Origin of the sequence: Peribacillus sp. NPDC046944 (assembly GCF_050272735.1) — a bacterium.
Lineage (GTDB): Bacteria > Bacillota > Bacilli > Bacillales > DSM-1321 > Peribacillus.
The window spans coordinates 1-20,502 of record NZ_JBNNML010000017.1; the positions used below are offsets into that span (position 1 = coordinate 1).

Below are 20,502 nucleotides of genomic sequence, written 5' to 3' on the forward strand. Positions count from 1 at the left end.
ACCTATATTCTAAATTTTGAGCGAAATTTCAAGAAAATATCAAAAAGGGGTCCGGAATGAAATCATTCCGGACCCCTTTTGTCGACAAACTGGAACTAATAGGGCAACCTATTAGTTTTTTTCTTGTAAATTTATAAAGGAAGAAATGTAAACGGTACCAATCTACAATTATTAGAAAAATCTAAATTATTAGTAAAAATATTGTTAGAAAAGAAGGATATCCCATGAAAATTGTCGTAATTAAATAGTCATTACTCTTTACATAACATTTTTTGGAGGCGTGTAGCATTGTTCAAAACTTATGAAACGGGCTCCTTTTTCGATGAAATGCTTCAGGAAAATGGAGAGCCAAAAGACCACTATCGATACTTCCATTCAATTCTTCAACAGTTTTCAGAAGAAGAGTATAGGGAAAAGCATGAAACAGCTCAATTCAGTTTTTTAAGACAGGGAATTACTTTTACGGTGTACGGGGAAGAAAGCGGAACGGAGCGCACCATGCCGTTTGACTTCATACCAATTATCATCCCTGCTGAAGAATGGGGAGTGATTGAAAAAGGCATGATTCAACGAGTCGAAGCACTTAATCACTTTTTGGATGATATCTATCATGATCAACGAATTTTAAAAGATAATATTATTCCGAAGCATCTGGTAGAAAATAGCCCGTATTACTACTATAAACAGGTAGGCGGGGTTGATAGCCCTTTACAAAATCATATCTTCTTGGCAGGAATCGATCTAATCAAAGATGAACATGGTGAATATCGAGTTCTTGAGGATAATCTACGAAATCCTTCAGGACTTTCGTATGTGTATCAAAATCGTTATGTTATGCGTCAGGTTTACCCCGAGTTTTTTTCTGAACATTCTCTCAACACACTTGAAAATCAAATTGCTCATTTACAGCACTCCTTATTAGCGCATGTGCCAAATAACATCTCGAAAAACACTGAACCTAGAGCAGTCCTCTTAACAGCCGGAATGTATAATTCGGCTTATTATGATCATGTATTTCTAGCACAACAAATGAATATCCAGCTTGTAGAAGGAAGAGATTTGATCGTGAAAGACAACATGGTTTACATGAAAACCATTCGGGGATTAAAAAGGGTGGATATCATCTATCGCCGTATAGATGATGATTTTCTTGATCCGGAGGCGTTTCGTGAAGATTCGTTACTCGGGGTGCCGGGATTGATTGCTGCTTATAAAGAGGGGAATGTCTCCATCTTGAATGCGATTGGAAACGGTGTGGCCGATGATAAAGCGATATATTCCTATGTACCGGATATGATTCGATATTATTTGAAGGAAGAACCGATCATTAAAAACGTGGATACCTACCTGTTAAGCGATCCAATCCAGAGGGAGTGGGTTCTTGAAAGGTTGGATGAACTCGTCGTGAAGAATGTAGGGGCTTCTGGTGGCTACGATATGCTAATCGGACCCCATGCTACCGAGGAAGAGAGGGAAGTATTCCGTCAGAAAATCATTGAAAATCCTTATCAGTACATAGCACAGCCTACCATTAAATTATCACGGGCCCCGGCGTACCAAAAAGGCCGATTCTACCCGTGCCATGTAGATTTACGCGTATTCGTCATGAAGGGGGAACAAGTACATGTACTGCCTGGCGGACTTTCGCGAGTGGCTTTAAAGGAAGGATCACTCGTTGTGAACTCCTCACAGGGCGGGGGCGGAAAAGATACCTGGGTGTTAAAGGAGGAGATGCAGCATGCTTAGTCGTGTAGCCGATTCTTTATTTTGGATGGCAAGGAATTGTGAACGGATGGAAAGTAATGCAGATATCCTTGAGGTTCAGTTAATAAAAATGCTAGAGGCATCCGAGCATGAAATCCTGGTCAAACATGACTTGGAAGCGATCATCGGGATTTGTGGGGATAAAGAGGAATTCGATTCTCTTTATGAAGAAATTACGATGAAAAATGTCGTCCATTATTTGGCCTTTTCAAAAGATAACTTCAATTCGCTATCGAGGATGACCAAGAATATTCGAGAAAATGCCAAGATGACAAGAGATAGAATCCCTAACATGCTTTGGGAGGTATGGAATGAGTTTTACTTAGAGCAAGAAAATGCCGAAGCAAGGGAGGATTACTCCATCCAAGAGATTCATTCCTATATCAGGCGTATTAAAACCACTTCAATGATTGCGACTGGAATAATAGATTCTACCATGTCACGAGATTTACCTTATCATTTTATTAAGATAGGAAAATGGCTGGAACGGGCTGAAAAAACAGCTCTTGTCATGCAGATGATGTATCGACAATCCGTTCCATATGGTGACTTGGAAGGGCAAGAATTGGACTGGCGTACAAGTCTACAGCTCATTAATGGATATGAGGACTTTACTAAGAAATTCAGACCTTTGATGGAACCCAAATTTGTCCTGCAATTCATGATATCCGATCATAGCTTTCCTCGTTCCCTCTGTTATTGCATGGAACATGTCAGAGAAGTTATTAAAGGACTTGAAGGTGAAAAGGTGGCCCATTATTCTTGGAAGATGTATGCGGCCATTGACAATATGATCAGTGAATTCAAAGATGTGGACATCAAAAAACTGAATACGGAAGAGATTGGGGTTTTTATTGATTCGGCTTATAGCCAGTGCCTGGAATTTGGAAAGTTATTCTCCGAAACGTATTACTTAGAAGCTGATCCTGTAAAATGAAAGGGAGCATTCCCAGAAAAAACCCTTCCTCTTACAGGACAGTAAAACCATAGTATCAGGGAGAGAAATGGCCATGAAATATGAAGTTGAACATGTAAATACTTTTTACTATGATACAGCAGTAGACCAAAGTATGAATACCATTCGTTTGAAGCCTAGGACGGATGAATGTCAGCGTTTATTATCTTATAAAAATGAAATCACACCTGTATCTATGCCAAAGGAACATGTGGATTTATGGGGGAATCACGTGGAGAGTTTCTTTATCCCTCAAAAACATACGAAGTTGGAAGTCAAGACGACCTCCATTGTCAGTATTCAAAGGTCGCCATTTATTCGACAAATCGAGTATTCTCCAGAAATGAGATATATCTTTCATTCGGAATTATTTCATGATCATTATAAGAGTTTTTTAAACGAAACAAGCTATACCTTCTTATATCAGTATCAAATCGACCAAGTTATCCAAGCGGTAGGTGATATTGAAAATCCAGTTGAATTCTCCCTTCAGTTAATGAGGTATCTTCATGAGGTCATGAACTATGACGGAGAATCGACTAATGTAAGCACAACGGCTAATGAAGCGTTTGACTTGAAAAAAGGCGTATGTCAGGATTATTCTCATATTATGCTGGGCGTTCTTAGAGCCAGGAAGATTCCGGCCAGATATGTAAGCGGCTATCTCTACGTCGGTGAAAACTCGGAGCTGATTGGTGATGCTGCCTCCCATGCGTGGGTTGAATTCATGGCTCCTGGTATCGGCTGGATTGGGCTCGATGCTACGAATAATGTAGAGGCACTTGAAAATCACATTTGTCTTAGCGCTGGGCGGGACTATTCAGATGTCAGCCCGTTACAGGGAGTTTACAGAGGTGGGAACCAAACGCTTGATGTAAAAGTACAGGTGAAGAAACTGGAACATGAATAAGCAAAACTGATATCCATTAATGCCTCCTTGAGTAAAAGGAGGCATTTTTAAATGGGTTGGGGAAGGTGAAATGGTAACGGGTACTTTATTGATTGGACAAAGAGTGTTCAGCACCTAGATACCATCTAACAAACGGTGGTGCTGTTTTTATGAAGAGCACGAGCTACAGGAAGAACAACTCGAGGAATCAGATCCACTATCATGAACACTGCCATGACTGTCGGTACCTACATTTCCAGAATGGGAACCGTGAGCGGGATCGTCACCAAACAGATGCTTGAAGTCCGAATCACATGCATCCGCACTTGCATAAATGAAGTAAGCGGGTGCAGCATAATCCATTTGATTGTACCGTTTTTGCCAATCCACACTCCGTTCTGTGCGGTCACTTTTTATGAGGCCCGAGAACCTATCAAAAGTTTCTTCCGCTTCCACACTCGTCGGTTTTCGCATGTATTTTTCCTTTAACTGGTCAACTTCCAGTGTTTCGAAATCGTGGAGCAAGGAGGTTGCTTTATCATGTTTGAAGAACTTTCCCCAAGTTAGAATCGAGGGCGAATCAATAGTGAACAGATGGACATAGTAAAAGTCGAACAGTGTCCGTTCCTCTGGTTTAAAGACAGGCTCTGTGTGGGGATGATGTAGGATCATCTGGCCAAGGAAGTCCCGACAGAACCTATCATATTTCTGTTTATCATCCAGCATGATATGCCAGAGTTCATCGACGGTGGCATGAAACATTTCCATTTTACCGAACACGGCCGTCATGATGAAGTACCGTTTTAATTCCCGCCATAACTCGTTGACATTCCCCTGTGTATAACGTGGGTGTCTTATACGGAAATCGGTATTGACCTTTTCCATATACTCGATTTCCATGGCTTGATTTAGCTTTTCTATTAAGGCTTCCGATACGATAGCATTCCCGCCTATGTCCAACGTCTCCTCATACCTTCTCCGGAATTCTTGCTGATACCGTTCCATTCTGACCGGCTCGCTTCTTCGTTTTACCAGGATAACCACAATAATCGCGAAAATGGCTGCAAGCATGACATAAAATAAGGTCATTTTTTCAATCCTCCTAGTCTATAGAACTCCTACATTAACACCATTTTACATTTTATGGGTTTGGTTTATAAGGTATAAACGCATTTTATTTTCCTTGATATTTACGAACCAGGAAATAAGGTGGACATATCGGGCTTTAGTCCCTTTACGCACAGAATAATTATTAGTATATTTTTGGTAAAGTAGGGTTTATTTTCTTTTTGTATGTGGGTAGAGACAAGGGGAAAAGAAGAAAATCTTTTACTTTATTAAAAAGGGAGAGAACTATGAAAAAATCATTTGTTTTTATTCTGGCATTGGTATTCAGTCTATTTTCGTTTAATTTAGGGGCGGTTGGAGCCGCTACAGTTTCAGTTGAAAAGGGACCAGGCCTGAAAAGTCCTTTCGAGCGTGTACATAATCAGTCATACAAGAAGATGGCAAGTGAGTATCTCATTGAAAAAGAACCGAATAATACGATTAAAAAGTCTAACTCGATAAGCCTGAAACAATTTGGTCTGGGGATTTTCAATAAGGCGAACGATGTAGATTATTATAAAATCAAAGTGAAGCATTATGGTTTCTTATATGTGGTGGCTGCTACGGAGTTTAATAGTTCGCTAGATTTTTCTTTATATAATGCCAAGAATAAAGCGGTGAGCCTGGAAAGTTCCAACCGTGTAGATCAAGCGGATACTCAACTCTATTCCGTATCTCCGGGAACATATTATATTAAAGTGAAAGACACAGGGAGTTTAAAAAGCCAGGAAGAATACGCAGTAGGCGCAACCATGTCTGGGCCGACCATCAAAAAGGTCGGAGATAAGGATACAAAGATAAGCGGGGAAGCTGAACCGAATACCACAGTATATGTGAAGGTCAATAATAAAGTTGTCAATAAAAAGGGAGCAAAGATAAAAGCGAACGGCAAGTATTCTGTCACGATTGGTAAACAAAAAGCCGGAACTAAAGTCTCTGTTTGGTCTACAGGAACCGTGGGTGGCAAAGAGTACCAGACCACCCCGGTCAAAACGACGGTAAAAGACGTGACGGCACCCAAAACGCTTACAGTCAGCGCAGTGACGAGTTCAAGTAAATCGGTTTCCGGTAAAACAGAGGCCAAAGCAACCGTGCAGGTTAAAGTGGGATCCAAGGTTCTTGGAAAGGCGACAGCCGATAAAAATGGCAAATATAAAGTGACGATGAAAAAACAAAAGAAAAAGACAAAGTTATCGGTTGTGGCAACCGATAAGGCCGGAAATGCCAAAACGGTCAAAGTGACAGTGAAATAATAGAAGGGCCTTTCTCAATCTGGGAAAGGCCCTTTTCAAATGGATGGAGGATATTGGGCAATAGGAGAAAAGCAGAAAAAGTGAACTACTGGTATAATAGCTATAAAGATAGTAGTAGGAGTGACGAAAACGTGTATTTAACAGTAGAGGAAACGGCTGATTATTTATCGGTGTCCATACCATATGTCGAAAGTTTAATCTTACAAGGAAAAATTAGAGTGGTGGATGACGGCGAGGGTGTAGTATTGATCTATAAGGACCAGTTCAAGACGCACTTTGAACAGCTGGAGAAATATAAAATGTTAGTCGAAGAATTGGCGAATGAACCGATTCCGGAAGATCTAGACATTAAGGACGAAGACTAAGTCTTCTTGATTGGGATGCATAATAGGTGCATCCCTTTTTTGTACCGGTTATAGTTAATACAAAGACGGGGCTTTTGAGGGAGTCCGGGCAAGATATTTCAAATTATTATTTTTTGGAAGGTATTTGTAGTAGATTTCCTCCATTCCGTGTAAAATAATAAATACAAAGATAGATTACGGCAAAATGGTAGATAGGAGATAGGTAAGTGGTAAAAGAGTATTTACAAAGCGAAGGATTTTCAAGATTCATTACCTTACTTGTGCTGTTTTTATTTCTTGTAAGCATCGGAAGTATGGTCAATATCGTTTTATTCACATTTGTTTTCACTTTCCTGATGGGAAGGCTTGAACAGTTCATCATGCTTCATCTGAAAAAAGTGATGCCCATCAATTCCAAAGTGGTCATAAGTTTCATTTATATAGTGTTCATTGCTTCTTTAGCTATCGTCCTTTATAAGTACTTGCCGGTTATTACGACACAATTTACTGAGCTGATTACGCAGATTGTATTCTTCTTTCAACATCCGCCTGATAGCAAGGTCATTCAATATGCCATTAGTTTAATGAATGAACTTGAATCACCTCTGGATCTTCAAAAGCAGATGAATACGCTCTATCTTTATATATCTGACTTTGGAAAACTGGCGTTTCAAATCTTCATTTCTATACTGCTTAGCTTGTTTTTCTTGTTGGAAAAGGATAAAATCATCCGCTTCACTTCCAAGTTTAAGCGGGGGAAATTCAATTCCTTCTTCATTAATATTGGACATTTCGGTGTGAAGTTCGTTAACTCATTCGGAAAAGTCATTGAGGTTCAATTCCTAATTGCCATTACGAATGCCATTCTATCCGTTGCGTTCTTATGGATTCTTGGTTTTCCACAGTTAATTGGTTTGGGGATCATGATTTTCTTCCTTGGTTTGATTCCAGTGGCTGGGGTCATTATTTCCTTGATTCCACTAAGCATGATTGCCTATAGTATCGGAGGCATGCCAAAGGTCATTGCAGTGTTGATCATGATTGTGGTGATTCATGCGCTTGAAAGCTATATTTTGAACCCGAAATTCATGTCGGCCAAAACAAATCTTCCTACGTTCTTCACGTTTATGATCTTACTGTTTTCCGAACACTTCCTTGGAATTTGGGGATTGATCATCGGGATACCAATCTTTATCTTCCTATTGGATATGTTAGATATTGATGAAGAAACTAACCGTGCACTGGACGAACCATAATAAGCAGCAACCCTCTAAATGGGTGGTTGCTTATTTTTTTATATTCGTTTTCAATATAATTTTCTATTTTTTATGGAAAAAGAAGATGAATCGATTGCTCACATGTTCAAAGTCCATTATGATACTCGATTTTGTCATTTACTGTAATAAACTTGTATTCTACTAAAGTTATTTTTTTACTTTTTATTGCATGAAAACTCAAAAAAACGTATACTATTTTTAAGTAAAAAATACTGAATAATCATTCAAGTCTAAATTATTAGACTATTTTGAGTGAGAGTTTACGGGAGAAAAGAGGGGATTATGTTGAAAAGGGTATCTGTATACATGTTGGTCGTGATATCTTCTTTGCTTTTGATCATGACAGGATGTGGCAAGGAAAAGGAAGTTTCCACTACAAGTGATGAAGGGCCGAAGGAAAAGACGCTTAGAATCGTGACGGATGCGGCATATGCGCCTTTTGAATACCTCGAAGGTGATAAAATCGTCGGATTCGATGTTGACTTTATCAATGCCGTAGCGAAGGAAGCTGGGTATAAAGTCGAGATTGAGCATGTAGGTTGGGATCCGATTTTTGTGGAGATTGAATCAAAAAGAGCAGATTTAGCTGTATCGGCAATTACAGTGAATGATGAAAGAAAACAATCGTATGATTTTTCGGTTCCTTATTTCCTTTCCACTAATAAAATCTTGGTTCCCGAAAAAAGTGATGTGGAATCGGGAGAAGATCTGAAAGGGAAGAAGATAGCTGTCCAAACAGGTACAACGGGTCAAGAAGCGGTGGAAGCCCTTCTTGGGAAAAACCATAAAGATATCAAGAAATTCGAGAATAATAACTTAGCCATTCAGGAATTGCTCAAGGGTGGGGCTGAAGCGGTCGTGGCGGATAATACGGTCGTTGAAGAGTACGTAAAAAATAATCCTGATCAAAAGTTGAAGGTCGTGGAAGACAGCAGCAGCTTTGAAGAGGAGTTTTATGGAGTCCTATTCCCTAAAGGCAGTGAGTTAAAGGCCGATTTCGATAAAGCGATCAATACCATGCTCGATAATGGCAAGTACGCCGAAATCTATAAAAAACAGTTTGGCACAGATCCAGATATCGAGACGGTAAAAGCACAACAATAATATAGGTTATGAGAAAAATTGCGTAACTTTACGTGTGAAGTTACGCAGTTTTTTTGGACTTTAGGAGGTACATAGAATGGGTTTTCGTTGGGATATTATTTTTGAATATGCGCCTTTCTTATTGAAGGGGACGTTGCTTACGATTGGTCTATCCGTTTCTTCGATTCTAATCGGGACGTTTCTAGGATTGCTGATTGGATTAGGGAAGATTGTAAGAAATAAATGGCTCGCCTTTCCATTTTACTGCTATGTCACGGTTTTCCGGGGGACACCATTACTGGTCCAGATTTTCTTGATCCACTTTGGGGTGGTTCCTTTCTTTACCGGCGAAACGAATGCCGTCGCAGCGGGAGTCATTGCACTGTCTTTAAATGCAGCGGCATATATTGCTGAAATATTCAGGGCCGGAATTCAATCCATTGATAAAGGACAAATGGAAGGGGCACGTTCTTTAGGTTTGACGCACACTCAATCCATGATTTCCGTTGTCCTTCCACAAGCATTCAAACGTATGATTCCTCCTCTAGGTAATGAATTCATCGTTTTATTGAAAGATTCTTCCTTGGTTTGTGTCATTGCTGCCCCGGAATTGATGTATTGGGGAAAAGCGATGGGCAGTCAGTATTTTAAAGTATGGGAGCCATATTTGGCCTGTGCCTTCATCTATCTTTGCCTGACGCTCGTTCTAAGTTTCGTACTAAATAGACTTGAAAGTAGGTTGAAAACAGAATGATCAAGGTGGAAAATTTAAATAAGTCATTTGGTGACAATGAGGTATTGAAGAATATCAGTGCAACCGTTGCCCCACAGGAAGTCGTCGTGGTCATTGGTCCGTCGGGATCTGGGAAATCCACTTTCCTAAGATGCATCAATCAGCTAGAGACGATAACGGGTGGCCACATTTACATTGAGGGGCTTGATACGACGGATAAGAAAGTCGATATCAATAAAATCCGTACGGAAGTCGGCATGGTCTTTCAGCATTTTAACTTATTCCCGCATAAAACGGTTCTTGAAAATATCATGCTTGCGCCGATAAAAGTGCGTAAAGTTTCCAAGGAACAGGCAGCAAAGACGGGCATGGAATTGCTTAATAAGGTGGGCCTTTCGGATAAAGCGAACGCCTATCCGGACTCTTTGTCAGGAGGGCAAAAGCAACGTGTAGCCATTGCTAGGTCTCTAGCTATGGGCCCAAAGATCATGTTGTTTGATGAACCGACATCCGCTCTAGACCCGGAAATGGTCGGTGAAGTGCTTGAAGTCATGAAGCAATTGGCGAAAGAAGGCATGACGATGGTTGTGGTGACACATGAAATGGGATTTGCAAAAGAAGTGGGGGATCGAGTGATATTCATGGATGAAGGGTTGATCGTTGAGGAAAATGTGCCTAGCGAGATTTTTGACAATCCGCAGCAGGAAAGAACGAAGGCATTTTTGAGTAAAGTCCTTTGACGTATAGCTAAAGAAAAAAAACCTTCCGAAAACGGGAGGTTTTTTTAGGAACATATCAGGGGGTATTATTTAATGTATGAAGCGCCTAAAAGTGATTCAGGGCTTTTACCGAGCACTAGCATACTGATTTTCGCATATCCAATATTTTCATTTTGGGAGAGGGTTTGTCGAAGAACCTCGATATTCGGATCATTCTTTAACTTTTGAACTTCCTCTTTATATAAAGTGATAACGGAGGGCATAACGAATTCAGGGGTGTATTCGTTAGGGTTTTCATCCATGATTAATGTGCCCATAAATTGATATTTAAATTGGAAAGCTCGTGTTAAGGCAACGACATGAAGCAGTTTTTTAAATAATTCGGGGTATGAATATTTAATTTTTTCCAACGCTTCTTCGGTTGCTTGTAACTCATCGACACTAGATAAAGTGATCATAAATATCTCCTTTCAGAAAATATCGATATATCGGTATTGCAGTGCTTTTTACTCACTACCAAGTCTAACTCGGCAAGTAAATAAAGTAAAATGGTTAGATGTTATCATGAAGATAACTCATATCTATGATAGTGCTTACATTATTTTCTTATTGAAGGTGTATGATCACTCTTTTTTAGCCAATGCTTCCTTTGTATATTTCAGCCATTCCTTTGCGGCGTATGAAAGGTATTGATCCTTACTCCAAATGAATGCCAAGTTCCAGCTCAGTGATGGATTTTTAACCTTAATGGTCTTAACACGACTATCCAACCGACAGAGGCTTTCTGGTAAAAGGGCGATGCCAAGCTTGCAGAAAACCATTTCTTCTATAAAGTCCCATCGAGAGCTTTCGGTAACGATGTGTGGAGAAAAACCTGATTCCTTACAAGATGAAATGATGAGGTCACGCAAAACATAATCCTTATTGAATAAGATAAAGGACTCATGTTGAAGATCTATCAAATCGATTTCATCCTCGGAAGCAAGTGGGTGGGAGGGATGAACGATCAACTTGATGTCTTCTTCTAAAAAGGCAAAATGGTGAAATAGAACGGTGTTGGTCGGCAGGACGATTACGCCTATATCCAGTTGGTCATTTTGAACGGACTCTTCAATTTTTTTTGAACCATCTTCAACCAATTGAAAGGTGATATTGGGATAATCCTCATGAAAACGGCTAAGAATTCGGGGGAAGAAAGAGGCATCGATAATCGGGGGTAAACCGATTCGTATATGTCCCTTTTTAAGGCCTAATAAATTATCCATTTCTGTTTCCAAGTTATGAAAGGCTTTATCAATCAATTTTGCCTGCTCTAATACGACCCGACCGGCATCGGTCAGAGCGAGTTGCTTGCGGGAACGATCGAAAAGTTCAACCCCAAGTTCGGTTTCCAGGTTCTTGATCATTTTACTGATGGTCGGCTGAGTAATGAATAAATGATCGGCTGCCCGAGTGAAACTGTTAAAATTAGTCACTTCTATGAAGTATTGTAAATGCTTAATATCCATCGCTTCACCTGCTTATCTCTTCAAAGTACTTTCATTTTACCCATAGAAATAAGGGTTTGTAAAATAAGAATCTCTTTGCCGTTTACATCCTATTGTCAAGCTAGCAGAAAAGCTGGTCTCAAGGAGCCCAGCTTTTTTGAAAACGAGTCGTACTATGTAATCACTTAACCAATAAGACGGGTACAGGGGAGTTCTGCACGATATAATGACTGACGCTTCCCAGGAATTCCTTGAACCCGCTTAAGCCGCGGCTACCCATGATGATAAGGTCGCAGTTTTGGGATTTCGCATGTTCCAATAACGTTTTGATGGCGGAGCCTTCCACGACAAATGTCTGGGTTTTATTCGGAATTTCCGATAATAGCGCATCCGCTTTTGAGATGACTTCTTCTCCATACTTCAGCATGGATTCCTCGATTTCTTGAAAAGCGTTTCCATATATACTTGGATGAATCGGTAGCGTTACAGCGTGTATCGCATGAATTTCAATGGCTGGATCCAGCTTGGCTAATTCAATCGCTTTTTCCAAAGACTTGAGAGCTAATTCAGATTCGTCATAGGCAACTAGTATTTTCGAGCAGATCATGTTGATCCATCCCTTCATTTACAAGAATATATCTTTAGTATAACAGGTAAAACGACCCTTTTCTTTTGATTTCATGAAATTTTATGAATATTTGTTGAAGTTTACGTTAACGTCAATGGTAAGATAAAGGTAAATAATCCCTTTGTAAAGTGTGGTTATAGGATGTACACGATTTCTGAGTTAGCCAAAGAGTTTGAATTGACGACGAGGACGCTGCGTTACTATGAGGAATTAGGCATGCTAAAGCCGAGGCGGACCGAAACAGGGAACAGAGTATATGGAAAGAAAGAATTCGCACAGCTTAAAATCATCATGCGTGGCAAGAAGTATGGGTTCTCTTTAGATGAAATAAAAGACATTGTGGTCCTTTTCGAGCAGGACAGAACAGGGGTCAAGCAACTGGAGAGAACGATAGAAAAAGCGGGACAGAAATTAGAAGAAATCAATGAACGAATGAGGGAACTTGATGAATTGAAGCGGGATTTTGAATATATGATCCATGATTTTAAGAAAACCCTTCATAACTTGAAGGTTGAATCATAAGCTTCAAAAACAAAGGGAAAGAGGTGGAGGACTTGAATATTCAAGAGACAGTGGCAGTAGTGACAGGTGGGGCTTCAGGACTCGGTGAGGCAACGGTGCGAAACATCATCCATAAAGGCGGGAAAGCGATCATCCTTGATCTCTCGGAAGAAAAAGGGGCCAGGCTGGTCGAGGAATTAGGGGATTCCGTCCTGTTCATTAAAACGGATGTGACGCAAGAGGATAGTGTCCAAGCCGCCCTGGACCAAGGAATCGAAACATTCGGGACGATTAACACGGTCGTCAATTGTGCGGGTATTGCCATCGCCGAGAAGGTCGTCGGTCGAAAAGGCACACATGAATTGAAAGCGTTCTCAAAAGTGGTGACGGTCAACTTAATCGGCACGTTTAATGTCATACGTCTCGCCGCGGAGAAAATGGTTCATAATCCGATGAATGAAGAGGGCGAACGGGGCGTGATCATTAATACGGCTTCCGTAGCTGCCTTTGAAGGCCAAATCGGGCAGGCTGCTTATAGTGCCTCAAAAGGGGGAATCGTCGGCATGACCTTACCGATAGCAAGGGATCTTGCTTCTTTTGGCATTCGGGTCGTCTCGATTGCACCTGGCTTATTTCATACACCGATGTTCGATTCGCTTCCGGAAGAAGCGAGGACATCCCTTGGGAAAACGGTACCGTTCCCATCAAGGCTCGGGTATCCAAACGAATACGCGAAGCTAACGGAAAGCATCATAACCAACCCGATGCTGAATGGGGAAACGATCCGGCTGGACGGGGCCATCAGGATGTCACCAAGGTGACCATGACACCGGAGTAATGATAGAAGAAGAGAAAAGAAAGAGGAGCGAGAACAGATGAAGCATTCTTACTTAACAGAAGATCACGAGATTTTCCGTAAATCATTACGGAAGTTTTTAGAGAAAGAAGCGGTTCCACATTATGAAAAGTGGGAAGAAGAGCGACTCATCCCACGGTCATTCTGGGAGAAGATGGGCGAGCAAGGCTTTCTCTGTCCTGATCTTGATGAAGAGTTTGGTGGGTCAGGAGTCGATTGGGGCTTTGGGGTCATCATCAATGAAGAACTGGAAAGGGTGGGCTCGGGATTAATCGGTTTCGGGCTTCATAGCGATATTACGGTACCCTATCTTTCCGCCTATGGAACCGAGGAACAAAAAAGGCGCTGGCTTCCTGCATGTACGACAGGGGAAAGGATTACGGCTATCGCCATGACGGAACCGGGGACGGGATCGGATTTGGCCAATATTAAAACGACGGCGACTTTGGATGGAGATCATTATGTTCTTAACGGGCAAAAGACATTCATCACAAATGGCATCCATGCTGATTTGATTATCGTAGCTTGTAAAACCGATCCAAATGCTGTTCCGAAGCATAAAGGCGTTTCATTGATCGTAGTGGAACGAGATGCACCCGGGTTCTCACGGGGAAGGAAGTTGAAAAAGCTTGGCCTGCATTGTCAGGATACAGCAGAGCTCATTTTCGAGGATTGCCGGGTGCCAAAGGAAAACCTGCTTGGTGAAGAAGGCAAGGGATTCACCTATTTAATGGAGAAACTGCAACAGGAACGCCTTGTGGTCGCAATCTGTGCCCAAGCTGCATCGGAGGACATGCTTGCGGATACAATCGAATACGTGAAAAGCCGTGAAGCATTCGGCAAATCGGTGAGCCAGTTCCAGAACACGCAGTTTAAAATAGCCGAGATGGCAACGGAAATCAAAATGGGCCGAGCTTTTCTGGACCAACTGATTGCAAACCATATGGCAGGGGAAAACGTGGTCACTGAAGTGTCGATGGTGAAATGGAGATTGACGGAAACCGCCAGGAAAATCTCCACGGAATGCATGCAACTTCACGGTGGCTATGGCTATATGGAAGAATACAAGATTGCTAGGCGCTACCGGGATATACCTGTAGCAAGCATTTACGCAGGAACCAATGAAATCATGAAAAAAATCATAGCTAAGAATCTTGGCCTCTAAAAAAGAATGGAAGGGAAGCGATTAGATGCGTGAAGTGGTTATTGTTGAGGGGATCCGTACACCGGTTGGCAGAAGGAATGGGGTCCTGTGGGACTTTCGTCCTGACGAATTAGCTGGAGAAGTGTTAAGGAAACTGGTTGAAAAAGCAGGAATCGACCCAGCCATCGTTGAAGATGTCATTTTAGGCTGTGTAACACAGGCCGGGGAGCAGGCTGGAGATATTGCCCGTGTGGCTGCCTTGATTGCCGGTTATCCGATTGAAGTGCCAGGAACGACCATCGACCGTCAATGCGGATCAAGCCAGCAGGCTGTCCACTTCGCTTCCCAAGCCATCCTATCAGGCGATATGGATGTGGTCGTAGCGGGTGGTGTGGAAAATATGTCCCGTGTTCCGATGGGATTCAATTATCAAGGGGCGACTACGAGCCAAAAGTATGTTGATAAATATGAGGTGATCAACCAAGGACTCTCAGCTGAACGAATCGCCGAAAAGTGGAAAATCACACGCGAGGAATGTGATGCATTTTCTGTTGAAAGCCATGAGAGGGCAATACGCGCGCAAAAAGAGGGCTATTTTGACCGTGAAATCATTTCCGTTACAGGTAGGGATAAAGAAGGCAACCCGATTGACGTCACGGCAGATCAAGGACCAAGAGCTGGAACGACGGTTGAGGTCCTATCTGGATTGAAACCCGTTTTTAAAGAAGATGGTCTGATCCATGCCGGGAACTCGAGCCAGATCAGCGACGGGGCTGCGGCCTTACTGTTGATGGAGAGAAGTAAGGCAGAAGAACTTGGTTTGAAACCACGTTTTAAAGTACATACGCGGGTGGTTGTCGGCTCAGATCCGACTTTGATGTTGACGGGTCCGATTCCGGCTACGCAAAAGGCTTTGGAAAAGTCAGGTCTTTCCATCGAAGATATCGATATCTTTGAAGTCAACGAAGCGTTTGCACCTGTACCCCTGGCTTGGTTGAAGGAAACGGGCGCAGACCCGCAGAAGCTGAATCCAAACGGAGGGGCGATTGCCCTGGGACACCCCCTTGGCGGAAGCGGTGCCCGCCTGATGGTATCCATGATGCATGAACTGGAAAGGACAGGCGGCCGTTATGGACTGCAAACGATGTGTGAAGGGCATGGGATGGCCAATGCAACAATCATCGAAAGGTTGAGTAATCGGTAAATTCACGTGAAGGTCAAGTTTGGATGAAGTAGAAAGCTGTCATCATCAGGAATCCCCCGGATGATGGCAGGTATTTGAGGAGGAAAAAAGATGTCGGTTACGATTAACACCCTATTCGATCAGACGGTTCAAAAATTCCCCATTAAAGAAGCTATCTACGACGTGAGAAGGAATGCCCGATATACATACATCCAGTGGAACGACAAGGTGAATAGACTGGCGGCTGCGCTCCAAGCAGAAGGTGTCCAAAAAGGAGACCGGGTTTCTACTTATTTATATAATAATGAAGAACTGGCCACCGCGTTTTTTGCCTGTGCCAAGATTGGGGCTGTCTTTAATCCGATTAACTTTCGATTGATGGCGGAAGAGCTGGCCTTCATCATCAGTGATGCAAAGCCAAAGGTGCTGATCTTCGAGGAGGAGTTGCAATCGTCCGTGGCGGCGATTGAAAAACGTTTTCCAAGCATTGCTTTCTGGTTCATTGATAAGAAAGTTCCTAGCTATGCCAAGAGTTATCAGGAAAAACTGATCCATGCATCTTCCACACCGGTTGATGTAGCCGTGGATGAAAATGATGTCTATGCCATCATGTATACGAGCGGGACGACAGGAAGACCTAAGGGAGTGATCCATCTTCATAAGGATATGGTCGAGCAGTCAGCCATAATAACAGAGGCGATGAGATATGAAAGTCAAGACGTCGGTTTGATTACCGCACCCATGTTCCATTGTGCTGAATTGCACTGTTCATTTTTACCACGCGTTCAGGTCGGAGCTAAGAATGTGATTATGCATCAGTTCAATCCCAAGCTGGCACTTGAGCTGATCGAAGCGGAAGGAATCACCAAACTATTCGCAGCCCCGACGATGTGGAACATGCTGCTTCAGGAGAACCTGGAGAACTATAATATTCAAAGCCTCAAGCTTGGATTGTACGGGGCAGCCCCAATGGCCCCGACGCTTGTGCTCGCTTGCCAGGACAAACTGGGCATCCAGTTCATCCAGGCTTACGGGATGACCGAAATGGGTCCAGCCATCACCTTGCTGCTGGAAGACGACCAAATCCGGAAAGCCGGTTCAGCCGGCCAGGCATGCCGTGGCCATGAAATCGTCATTGCCCGTCCGAATGAAGATGGGCCAGCGGATCCCGATGATGCCATGGGTCCTGGGGAAACTGGGGAAATCCTCGTGAAAGGACCTTGCATCATGCAAGGGTACTTTCAAAGAGAGCCAGAGACCCAAAAAGCGCTTCATAAAGGGTGGTACCATTCCGGGGATATCGGTTTCCTTGATGAAGACGGTTTTCTATGGGTCAAGGACCGGGTGGATGATATGATCATTTCGGGTGGCGAGAACGTTTACCCTCGTGAAGTGGAAGATACCCTCTATGAACATCGGGGGGTTCTCGACTGTGCCGTGCTCGGTCAACCAGATGATAAATGGGGAGAAACGGTGACGGCGTTTATCGTGGCGAAAGATCCATCGTTAACTGAGAAGGATTTAGAGGATTGGTGCAGGAATAGCATAACGCTAGCTAACTATAAGCGTCCACGACGATATATATTCTGTGAGGAGCTGCCGCGAAACGCCAGCGGCAAAATCCAAAAATTCATGCTTCGCAAACAGTTGGAAGAGAACGTCGTGGAAGAACAATAATTTGAGGATTCCCCTTAAAAGAAAAATGCGAATGGCCGATAAAATAAAGGACAACAGGAGAAAACATAATGGGGGGAACAAATTGAGTAAGTCATTTCGAATTGCATGGCATGCGGTCCTCGATGAACATTCCATTCTCGAAGGACGCAGTTTAGTGAATGCCGAAAGCGATCAAGCTGCCGCAAGCAAATTGGTTTATGAAAAATCCACAGAATACCGTCTAAGGCAACAATGGGTGATGATTGATTCATTAGTTGAATTAGTGAATGAATAAGAAAAGGAGACTCCAGTCATAGGAGTCTCCTTTTAAATGTTATCCACATGTAAAAAGCTTACGATTCAAGGAATATAGCTTGTTATCCACATTATCCACAGAGTTATCCATAATTTACATTATTTTCATATAATCAAGAGGTGTCGTATTACCCATTATTTATCTGTATATTCAGAAAATATCCACAATATTAACAGGGCTGTGGATAAGATGGTGTGTATAAGAGGAGGCTGCTGAATAAGCAGCCTCCTCTAAACGCTATGATTTACGGTTATGGGCTCGACGGTCAGCGGCATTGGCGCGCGCTTGAGCCTCCATATCATCTTGGTCGGCTAGTTCGGTAGAAAATTCGACATCAATTCCGTCACTTTTAAGGTTTTTAGGTACCTGTGGCAGTTTTTGTTTGTTTTTATCCCGATTATGGTGAATGTTATTTCGACCCATGTTAGCGCCCCCTCGATGAAAGTAAATAAGCTGGAAATGATTTTGATTTAAATCATCTCCAGCTTATTGTGTGTTGAATGGTAGATCATCATGTACGGAAAAAAGCGCCAAACTTAACGACGGGGTTTCTTTTCTGTAAAACCGCCGGCTCGATCTGCTTGTTTGAATTCGCGAGAGTAAGTGATCTCTTGCATGCTTGTTAGGAAACTTTTTTCTTTATCCGTTTTTTTCGCCATTTAGATCATCTCCAATTCATGTGATAATCCTATTTTTTCCCAAATAATTTCAATCATACATGTAAAATATCTTCTAGGGCCATTTTAAGAGTGGGAAAGGAGAATGTGAATTCCTCCTTCATTAGTTTGCTTGGTAGGACCTTTTGCCCTTCAAGGACCAGGATGCTCATTTCGCCGAGTGCGGTTTTTAGAAGGAATGGAGGGACCGGGAACCAGTGAGGCCGTTTCATAACGGCGCCAATCGTTTTACCGAACGTATCCATTTGAACGGGGTTTGGCGCTGTGAAATTGACTGGTCCCTGGATATTCTTTTCCTTCATGCAAAAAGAAACCGCACGGGCGACGTCTTGAATATGAATCCAGGAAAGCCATTGGGTACCTTTGCCGATTTTTCCACCGCCGAAAAGTTTGTAGGGAAGGGTCATCATGGGGAGTGCCCCTTTTTTTTTCCCCAGGATTACGCCAAATCTTGTGAGGACGACACGTTCGCAGTAGGGGCTGGATTTCATCGCCTCTTTTTCCCATAGCTTGACGGTGCGGGCCAGAAAGTCCTCCCCGATGGAATCCGATTCCTCTGTAAAGGTTTCCTGGTCGGATATGCCATAGTATCCCACTGCGCTGGCATTGATCAGGCACGGGATTTTTTTTGGAAGCTTGGAGAGGATCCGGTTCATTTCCTTGGAAGCCTCGACCCGGCTTTCGACAATCGTCCGTTTCCGTTCCTGTGTCCAACGACCGCTATTTAATGACTCCCCGGCTAGGTTGATGAACACATCAAGATCTTCCAACTGTCTCTCAGGGCTTGATCCTGCGCTCAGCCAGCCTACGTAATGAATATGCTCTTGCTTATCATATTTATCTGGATGCCTGGTCAATATATATAATTCATGATTTTCTTTTAATAATTCGTCAATAAGGGCAGAGCCGACAAAACCGCTTCCACCGGCAATGGCTATTTTCATGAAAATCACATCCTTTTTCTGTCTTTCCTTCACTGTAACACGCTCGGGTTCTTTTTTCATTTTTGGACGTGCTTGTCTAGAAAAGGTTCACAGAAACGGGTAAAGTAAGAAGGGGGTGGAAAGTATGCCGAACATAACGAAAATAACGACCCAAAAGAAAAGAACAGACCGTTACAATATATTTGTCGATGAAAAATATGCGTTCAGTGTGGACGAAGAGGTCCTTCTGAAGTTCCAGTTGAAAAAAGGCACGGTACTCGATGATTTGCTTCTTGCCGAAGTGCAGTTTCATGATGAAATACAAAAGGCGTTTACCGATGCCCTCCATTATTTATCCTACCGCATGCGTTCAGAATCGGAAGTCCGCCTGTATTTAAAAAAGAAGGATATCGAAGAACCGATTATAAAAGAAGCGATACATAAGCTGTACAGCTTTCACTATCTCGACGATCTCGATTTTGCCATGGCATATGTCCGGACGCATGTGAACGGTGGCAATAAAGGACCAATCACGCTAAAGCAGGAGCTGAAGGAAAAAGGGATTCAGGATAAGCTGATCGAACAAGCTTTGTTGGAATACCCCCACGAGATTCAAGTGGAGCATGCAAGAAAGCTTGCCGAAAAGTCTATCAGGAAAGAAAAGAATATCTCGGAACGGGCATTACAGCAAAAAGTGGAACAAACATTAGCCCGTAAAGGATATCCCCGGGACATCATACACGAGGCCTTGGAAGAGGTGGGCGTGGAAAAAGACGAGGATGAGCAATGGACCTCGCTTACGCATCATGCCGAAAAACTTCAACGCCGTTACCGGAACTATGAAGGCTTTGAGTATAAGCAGAAGATGAAGCAGGCACTATATCGAAAAGGGTTCCCCATCGAATTGATCGACCGCTATTTGAACGATTCCGATGTCGATTAAGGTACATGCATAGCCAAAACGCATAATTTTGTTTAATATAGAAGTACATATTATTAATTAAGGA

Annotated in this window: 23 protein-coding genes; 16 read left to right on the top strand and 7 right to left on the bottom strand. The window is 42.5% G+C overall.

The annotated features are described in order from the left end of the window. The first annotated feature begins 288 nt into the window (after positions 1-288). The 3 genes from ACQKIC_RS19465 to ACQKIC_RS19475 all read left to right on the top strand — a co-directional run bounded on the left by ACQKIC_RS19465 (position 289) and on the right by ACQKIC_RS19475 (position 3,629). On the top strand, positions 289-1,746 hold the full coding sequence (locus ACQKIC_RS19465; RefSeq protein WP_427592161.1) for a circularly permuted type 2 ATP-grasp protein: 1,458 nt from the start codon (positions 289-291) through the stop codon (positions 1,744-1,746). Further along, positions 1,739-2,701: an alpha-E domain-containing protein gene (locus ACQKIC_RS19470; protein ID WP_402988881.1), complete on the top strand. Its 963-nt coding sequence runs from the start codon at positions 1,739-1,741 to the stop codon at positions 2,699-2,701. The genes ACQKIC_RS19465 and ACQKIC_RS19470 overlap by 8 nt, the downstream gene beginning before the upstream one ends. Positions 2,702-2,774: 73 nt before the next feature. Then, positions 2,775-3,629, top strand: coding sequence for a transglutaminase family protein (locus ACQKIC_RS19475; RefSeq protein ID WP_402871480.1), 855 nt, complete (start codon positions 2,775-2,777; stop codon positions 3,627-3,629). 147 nt (positions 3,630-3,776) lie between these two features. On the opposite strand, the gene ACQKIC_RS19480 is transcribed toward ACQKIC_RS19475, so the two are convergent. After that, positions 3,777-4,697 carry a hypothetical protein gene (locus ACQKIC_RS19480; protein WP_427592162.1) on the bottom strand — a complete coding sequence of 307 codons (921 nt, stop codon included), beginning with the start codon at positions 4,695-4,697 and terminating at the stop codon, positions 3,777-3,779. Between the two features lie 266 nt (positions 4,698-4,963). Here ACQKIC_RS19480 and ACQKIC_RS19485 point away from each other — a divergent pair, with 266 nt between their 5' ends. The 6 genes from ACQKIC_RS19485 to ACQKIC_RS19510 all read left to right on the top strand — a co-directional run bounded on the left by ACQKIC_RS19485 (position 4,964) and on the right by ACQKIC_RS19510 (position 10,145). After that, complete coding sequence (locus ACQKIC_RS19485; RefSeq protein WP_427592163.1) at positions 4,964-5,968, top strand: Ig-like domain-containing protein; 1,005 nt, start codon at positions 4,964-4,966, stop codon at positions 5,966-5,968. Positions 5,969-6,099: 131 nt separating this feature from the next. Further along, entirely contained in the window at positions 6,100-6,333 is a 234-nt protein-coding gene (locus ACQKIC_RS19490; RefSeq protein ID WP_402871471.1) for an excisionase family DNA-binding protein, read from the top strand. A gap of 206 nt (positions 6,334-6,539) precedes the next feature. Beyond that, positions 6,540-7,568: an AI-2E family transporter gene (locus tag ACQKIC_RS19495; protein WP_402871469.1), complete on the top strand. Its 1,029-nt coding sequence runs from the start codon at positions 6,540-6,542 to the stop codon at positions 7,566-7,568. Between the two features lie 306 nt (positions 7,569-7,874). Then, positions 7,875-8,693: a basic amino acid ABC transporter substrate-binding protein gene (locus tag ACQKIC_RS19500; protein ID WP_402988872.1), complete on the top strand. Its 819-nt coding sequence runs from the start codon at positions 7,875-7,877 to the stop codon at positions 8,691-8,693. Between the two features lie 76 nt (positions 8,694-8,769). Further along, positions 8,770-9,426 (top strand): amino acid ABC transporter permease, encoded by a 657-nt coding sequence (locus tag ACQKIC_RS19505; protein ID WP_402871465.1) that lies wholly within the window; start codon positions 8,770-8,772, stop codon positions 9,424-9,426. Next, a complete protein-coding gene (locus ACQKIC_RS19510; protein WP_402871463.1) occupies positions 9,423-10,145 on the top strand; it encodes an amino acid ABC transporter ATP-binding protein in 723 nt (240 codons plus the stop codon). The genes ACQKIC_RS19505 and ACQKIC_RS19510 overlap by 4 nt, the downstream gene beginning before the upstream one ends. A 65-nt stretch (positions 10,146-10,210) precedes the next feature. Here ACQKIC_RS19510 and ACQKIC_RS19515 read toward each other — a convergent pair whose 3' ends face one another. The 3 genes from ACQKIC_RS19515 to ACQKIC_RS19525 all read right to left on the bottom strand — a co-directional run bounded on the left by ACQKIC_RS19515 (position 10,211) and on the right by ACQKIC_RS19525 (position 12,218). After that, positions 10,211-10,582, bottom strand: coding sequence for a hypothetical protein (locus ACQKIC_RS19515; protein WP_402959312.1), 372 nt, complete (start codon positions 10,580-10,582; stop codon positions 10,211-10,213). A 165-nt stretch (positions 10,583-10,747) separates the two neighbouring features. Then, positions 10,748-11,632, bottom strand: a complete 885-nt coding sequence (gene cidR / locus ACQKIC_RS19520) for a cidABC operon transcriptional activator CidR (protein WP_402871459.1) — start codon at positions 11,630-11,632, stop codon at positions 10,748-10,750. A gap of 160 nt (positions 11,633-11,792) precedes the next feature. After that, the gene (locus tag ACQKIC_RS19525; RefSeq protein ID WP_402871457.1) at positions 11,793-12,218 is read right to left on the bottom strand and encodes a universal stress protein; all 426 of its coding nucleotides are present in this window, start codon (positions 12,216-12,218) and stop codon (positions 11,793-11,795) included. A gap of 162 nt (positions 12,219-12,380) precedes the next feature. On the opposite strand from ACQKIC_RS19525, the gene ACQKIC_RS19530 reads away from it, so the two are divergent. The 6 genes from ACQKIC_RS19530 (at position 12,381) to ACQKIC_RS19555 (ending at position 17,874) form a co-directional block, all read left to right on the top strand. After that, positions 12,381-12,761: a MerR family transcriptional regulator gene (locus ACQKIC_RS19530; RefSeq protein ID WP_402959310.1), complete on the top strand. Its 381-nt coding sequence runs from the start codon at positions 12,381-12,383 to the stop codon at positions 12,759-12,761. A gap of 32 nt (positions 12,762-12,793) precedes the next feature. Then, positions 12,794-13,561, top strand: a complete 768-nt coding sequence (locus ACQKIC_RS19535; RefSeq protein ID WP_427592164.1) for a 3-hydroxyacyl-CoA dehydrogenase — start codon at positions 12,794-12,796, stop codon at positions 13,559-13,561. Positions 13,562-13,615: 54 nt separating this feature from the next. After that, positions 13,616-14,761: an acyl-CoA dehydrogenase family protein gene (locus ACQKIC_RS19540; protein ID WP_427592165.1), complete on the top strand. Its 1,146-nt coding sequence runs from the start codon at positions 13,616-13,618 to the stop codon at positions 14,759-14,761. A 25-nt stretch (positions 14,762-14,786) separates the two neighbouring features. Next, the gene (locus tag ACQKIC_RS19545) at positions 14,787-15,944 is read left to right on the top strand and encodes a thiolase family protein (RefSeq protein WP_427592166.1); all 1,158 of its coding nucleotides are present in this window, start codon (positions 14,787-14,789) and stop codon (positions 15,942-15,944) included. A 90-nt stretch (positions 15,945-16,034) separates the two neighbouring features. Continuing rightward, the gene (locus ACQKIC_RS19550; protein WP_427592167.1) at positions 16,035-17,600 is read left to right on the top strand and encodes a fatty acid--CoA ligase; all 1,566 of its coding nucleotides are present in this window, start codon (positions 16,035-16,037) and stop codon (positions 17,598-17,600) included. 82 nt (positions 17,601-17,682) lie between these two features. Next, positions 17,683-17,874 carry a hypothetical protein gene (locus ACQKIC_RS19555; RefSeq protein ID WP_427592168.1) on the top strand — a complete coding sequence of 64 codons (192 nt, stop codon included), beginning with the start codon at positions 17,683-17,685 and terminating at the stop codon, positions 17,872-17,874. Positions 17,875-18,132: 258 nt separating this feature from the next. Here the strand turns inward: ACQKIC_RS19555 and ACQKIC_RS19560 are convergent, their stop codons facing one another. The 3 genes from ACQKIC_RS19560 to ACQKIC_RS19570 form a co-directional block, all read right to left on the bottom strand. Beyond that, on the bottom strand, positions 18,133-18,318 hold the full coding sequence (locus ACQKIC_RS19560; RefSeq protein ID WP_402871439.1) for a YfhD family protein: 186 nt from the start codon (positions 18,316-18,318) through the stop codon (positions 18,133-18,135). Positions 18,319-18,431: 113 nt separating this feature from the next. After that, complete coding sequence (locus tag ACQKIC_RS19565) at positions 18,432-18,554, bottom strand: YfhE family protein (protein WP_402871438.1); 123 nt, start codon at positions 18,552-18,554, stop codon at positions 18,432-18,434. A 53-nt stretch (positions 18,555-18,607) separates the two neighbouring features. After that, a complete protein-coding gene (locus ACQKIC_RS19570) occupies positions 18,608-19,516 on the bottom strand; it encodes a TIGR01777 family oxidoreductase (protein WP_427592177.1) in 909 nt (302 codons plus the stop codon). A 124-nt stretch (positions 19,517-19,640) separates the two neighbouring features. Between ACQKIC_RS19570 and recX the strand changes: the two genes are divergently transcribed. After that, positions 19,641-20,438, top strand: coding sequence for a recombination regulator RecX (gene recX / locus ACQKIC_RS19575; protein WP_427592169.1), 798 nt, complete (start codon positions 19,641-19,643; stop codon positions 20,436-20,438). The last annotated feature ends 64 nt before the right edge of the window (positions 20,439-20,502 follow it).

Coding starts and splice junctions, on each gene's coding strand:
- recX (WP_427592169.1), top strand. CDS start 19,641: ATGCCGAACATAACGAAAATAACGACCCAAAAGAAAAGAACAGACCGT.
- ACQKIC_RS19485 (WP_427592163.1), top strand. CDS start 4,964: ATGAAAAAATCATTTGTTTTTATTCTGGCATTGGTATTCAGTCTATTT.
- cidR (WP_402871459.1), bottom strand. CDS start 11,632: ATGGATATTAAGCATTTACAATACTTCATAGAAGTGACTAATTTTAAC.
- ACQKIC_RS19505 (WP_402871465.1), top strand. CDS start 8,770: ATGGGTTTTCGTTGGGATATTATTTTTGAATATGCGCCTTTCTTATTG.
- ACQKIC_RS19530 (WP_402959310.1), top strand. CDS start 12,381: ATGTACACGATTTCTGAGTTAGCCAAAGAGTTTGAATTGACGACGAGG.
- ACQKIC_RS19470 (WP_402988881.1), top strand. CDS start 1,739: ATGCTTAGTCGTGTAGCCGATTCTTTATTTTGGATGGCAAGGAATTGT.
- ACQKIC_RS19525 (WP_402871457.1), bottom strand. CDS start 12,218: ATGATCTGCTCGAAAATACTAGTTGCCTATGACGAATCTGAATTAGCT.
- ACQKIC_RS19560 (WP_402871439.1), bottom strand. CDS start 18,318: ATGGGTCGAAATAACATTCACCATAATCGGGATAAAAACAAACAAAAA.
- ACQKIC_RS19540 (WP_427592165.1), top strand. CDS start 13,616: ATGAAGCATTCTTACTTAACAGAAGATCACGAGATTTTCCGTAAATCA.
- ACQKIC_RS19545 (WP_427592166.1), top strand. CDS start 14,787: ATGCGTGAAGTGGTTATTGTTGAGGGGATCCGTACACCGGTTGGCAGA.
- ACQKIC_RS19475 (WP_402871480.1), top strand. CDS start 2,775: ATGAAATATGAAGTTGAACATGTAAATACTTTTTACTATGATACAGCA.
- ACQKIC_RS19515 (WP_402959312.1), bottom strand. CDS start 10,582: ATGATCACTTTATCTAGTGTCGATGAGTTACAAGCAACCGAAGAAGCG.
- ACQKIC_RS19510 (WP_402871463.1), top strand. CDS start 9,423: ATGATCAAGGTGGAAAATTTAAATAAGTCATTTGGTGACAATGAGGTA.
- ACQKIC_RS19565 (WP_402871438.1), bottom strand. CDS start 18,554: ATGGCGAAAAAAACGGATAAAGAAAAAAGTTTCCTAACAAGCATGCAA.
- ACQKIC_RS19480 (WP_427592162.1), bottom strand. CDS start 4,697: ATGACCTTATTTTATGTCATGCTTGCAGCCATTTTCGCGATTATTGTG.
- ACQKIC_RS19570 (WP_427592177.1), bottom strand. CDS start 19,516: ATGAAAATAGCCATTGCCGGTGGAAGCGGTTTTGTCGGCTCTGCCCTT.
- ACQKIC_RS19550 (WP_427592167.1), top strand. CDS start 16,035: ATGTCGGTTACGATTAACACCCTATTCGATCAGACGGTTCAAAAATTC.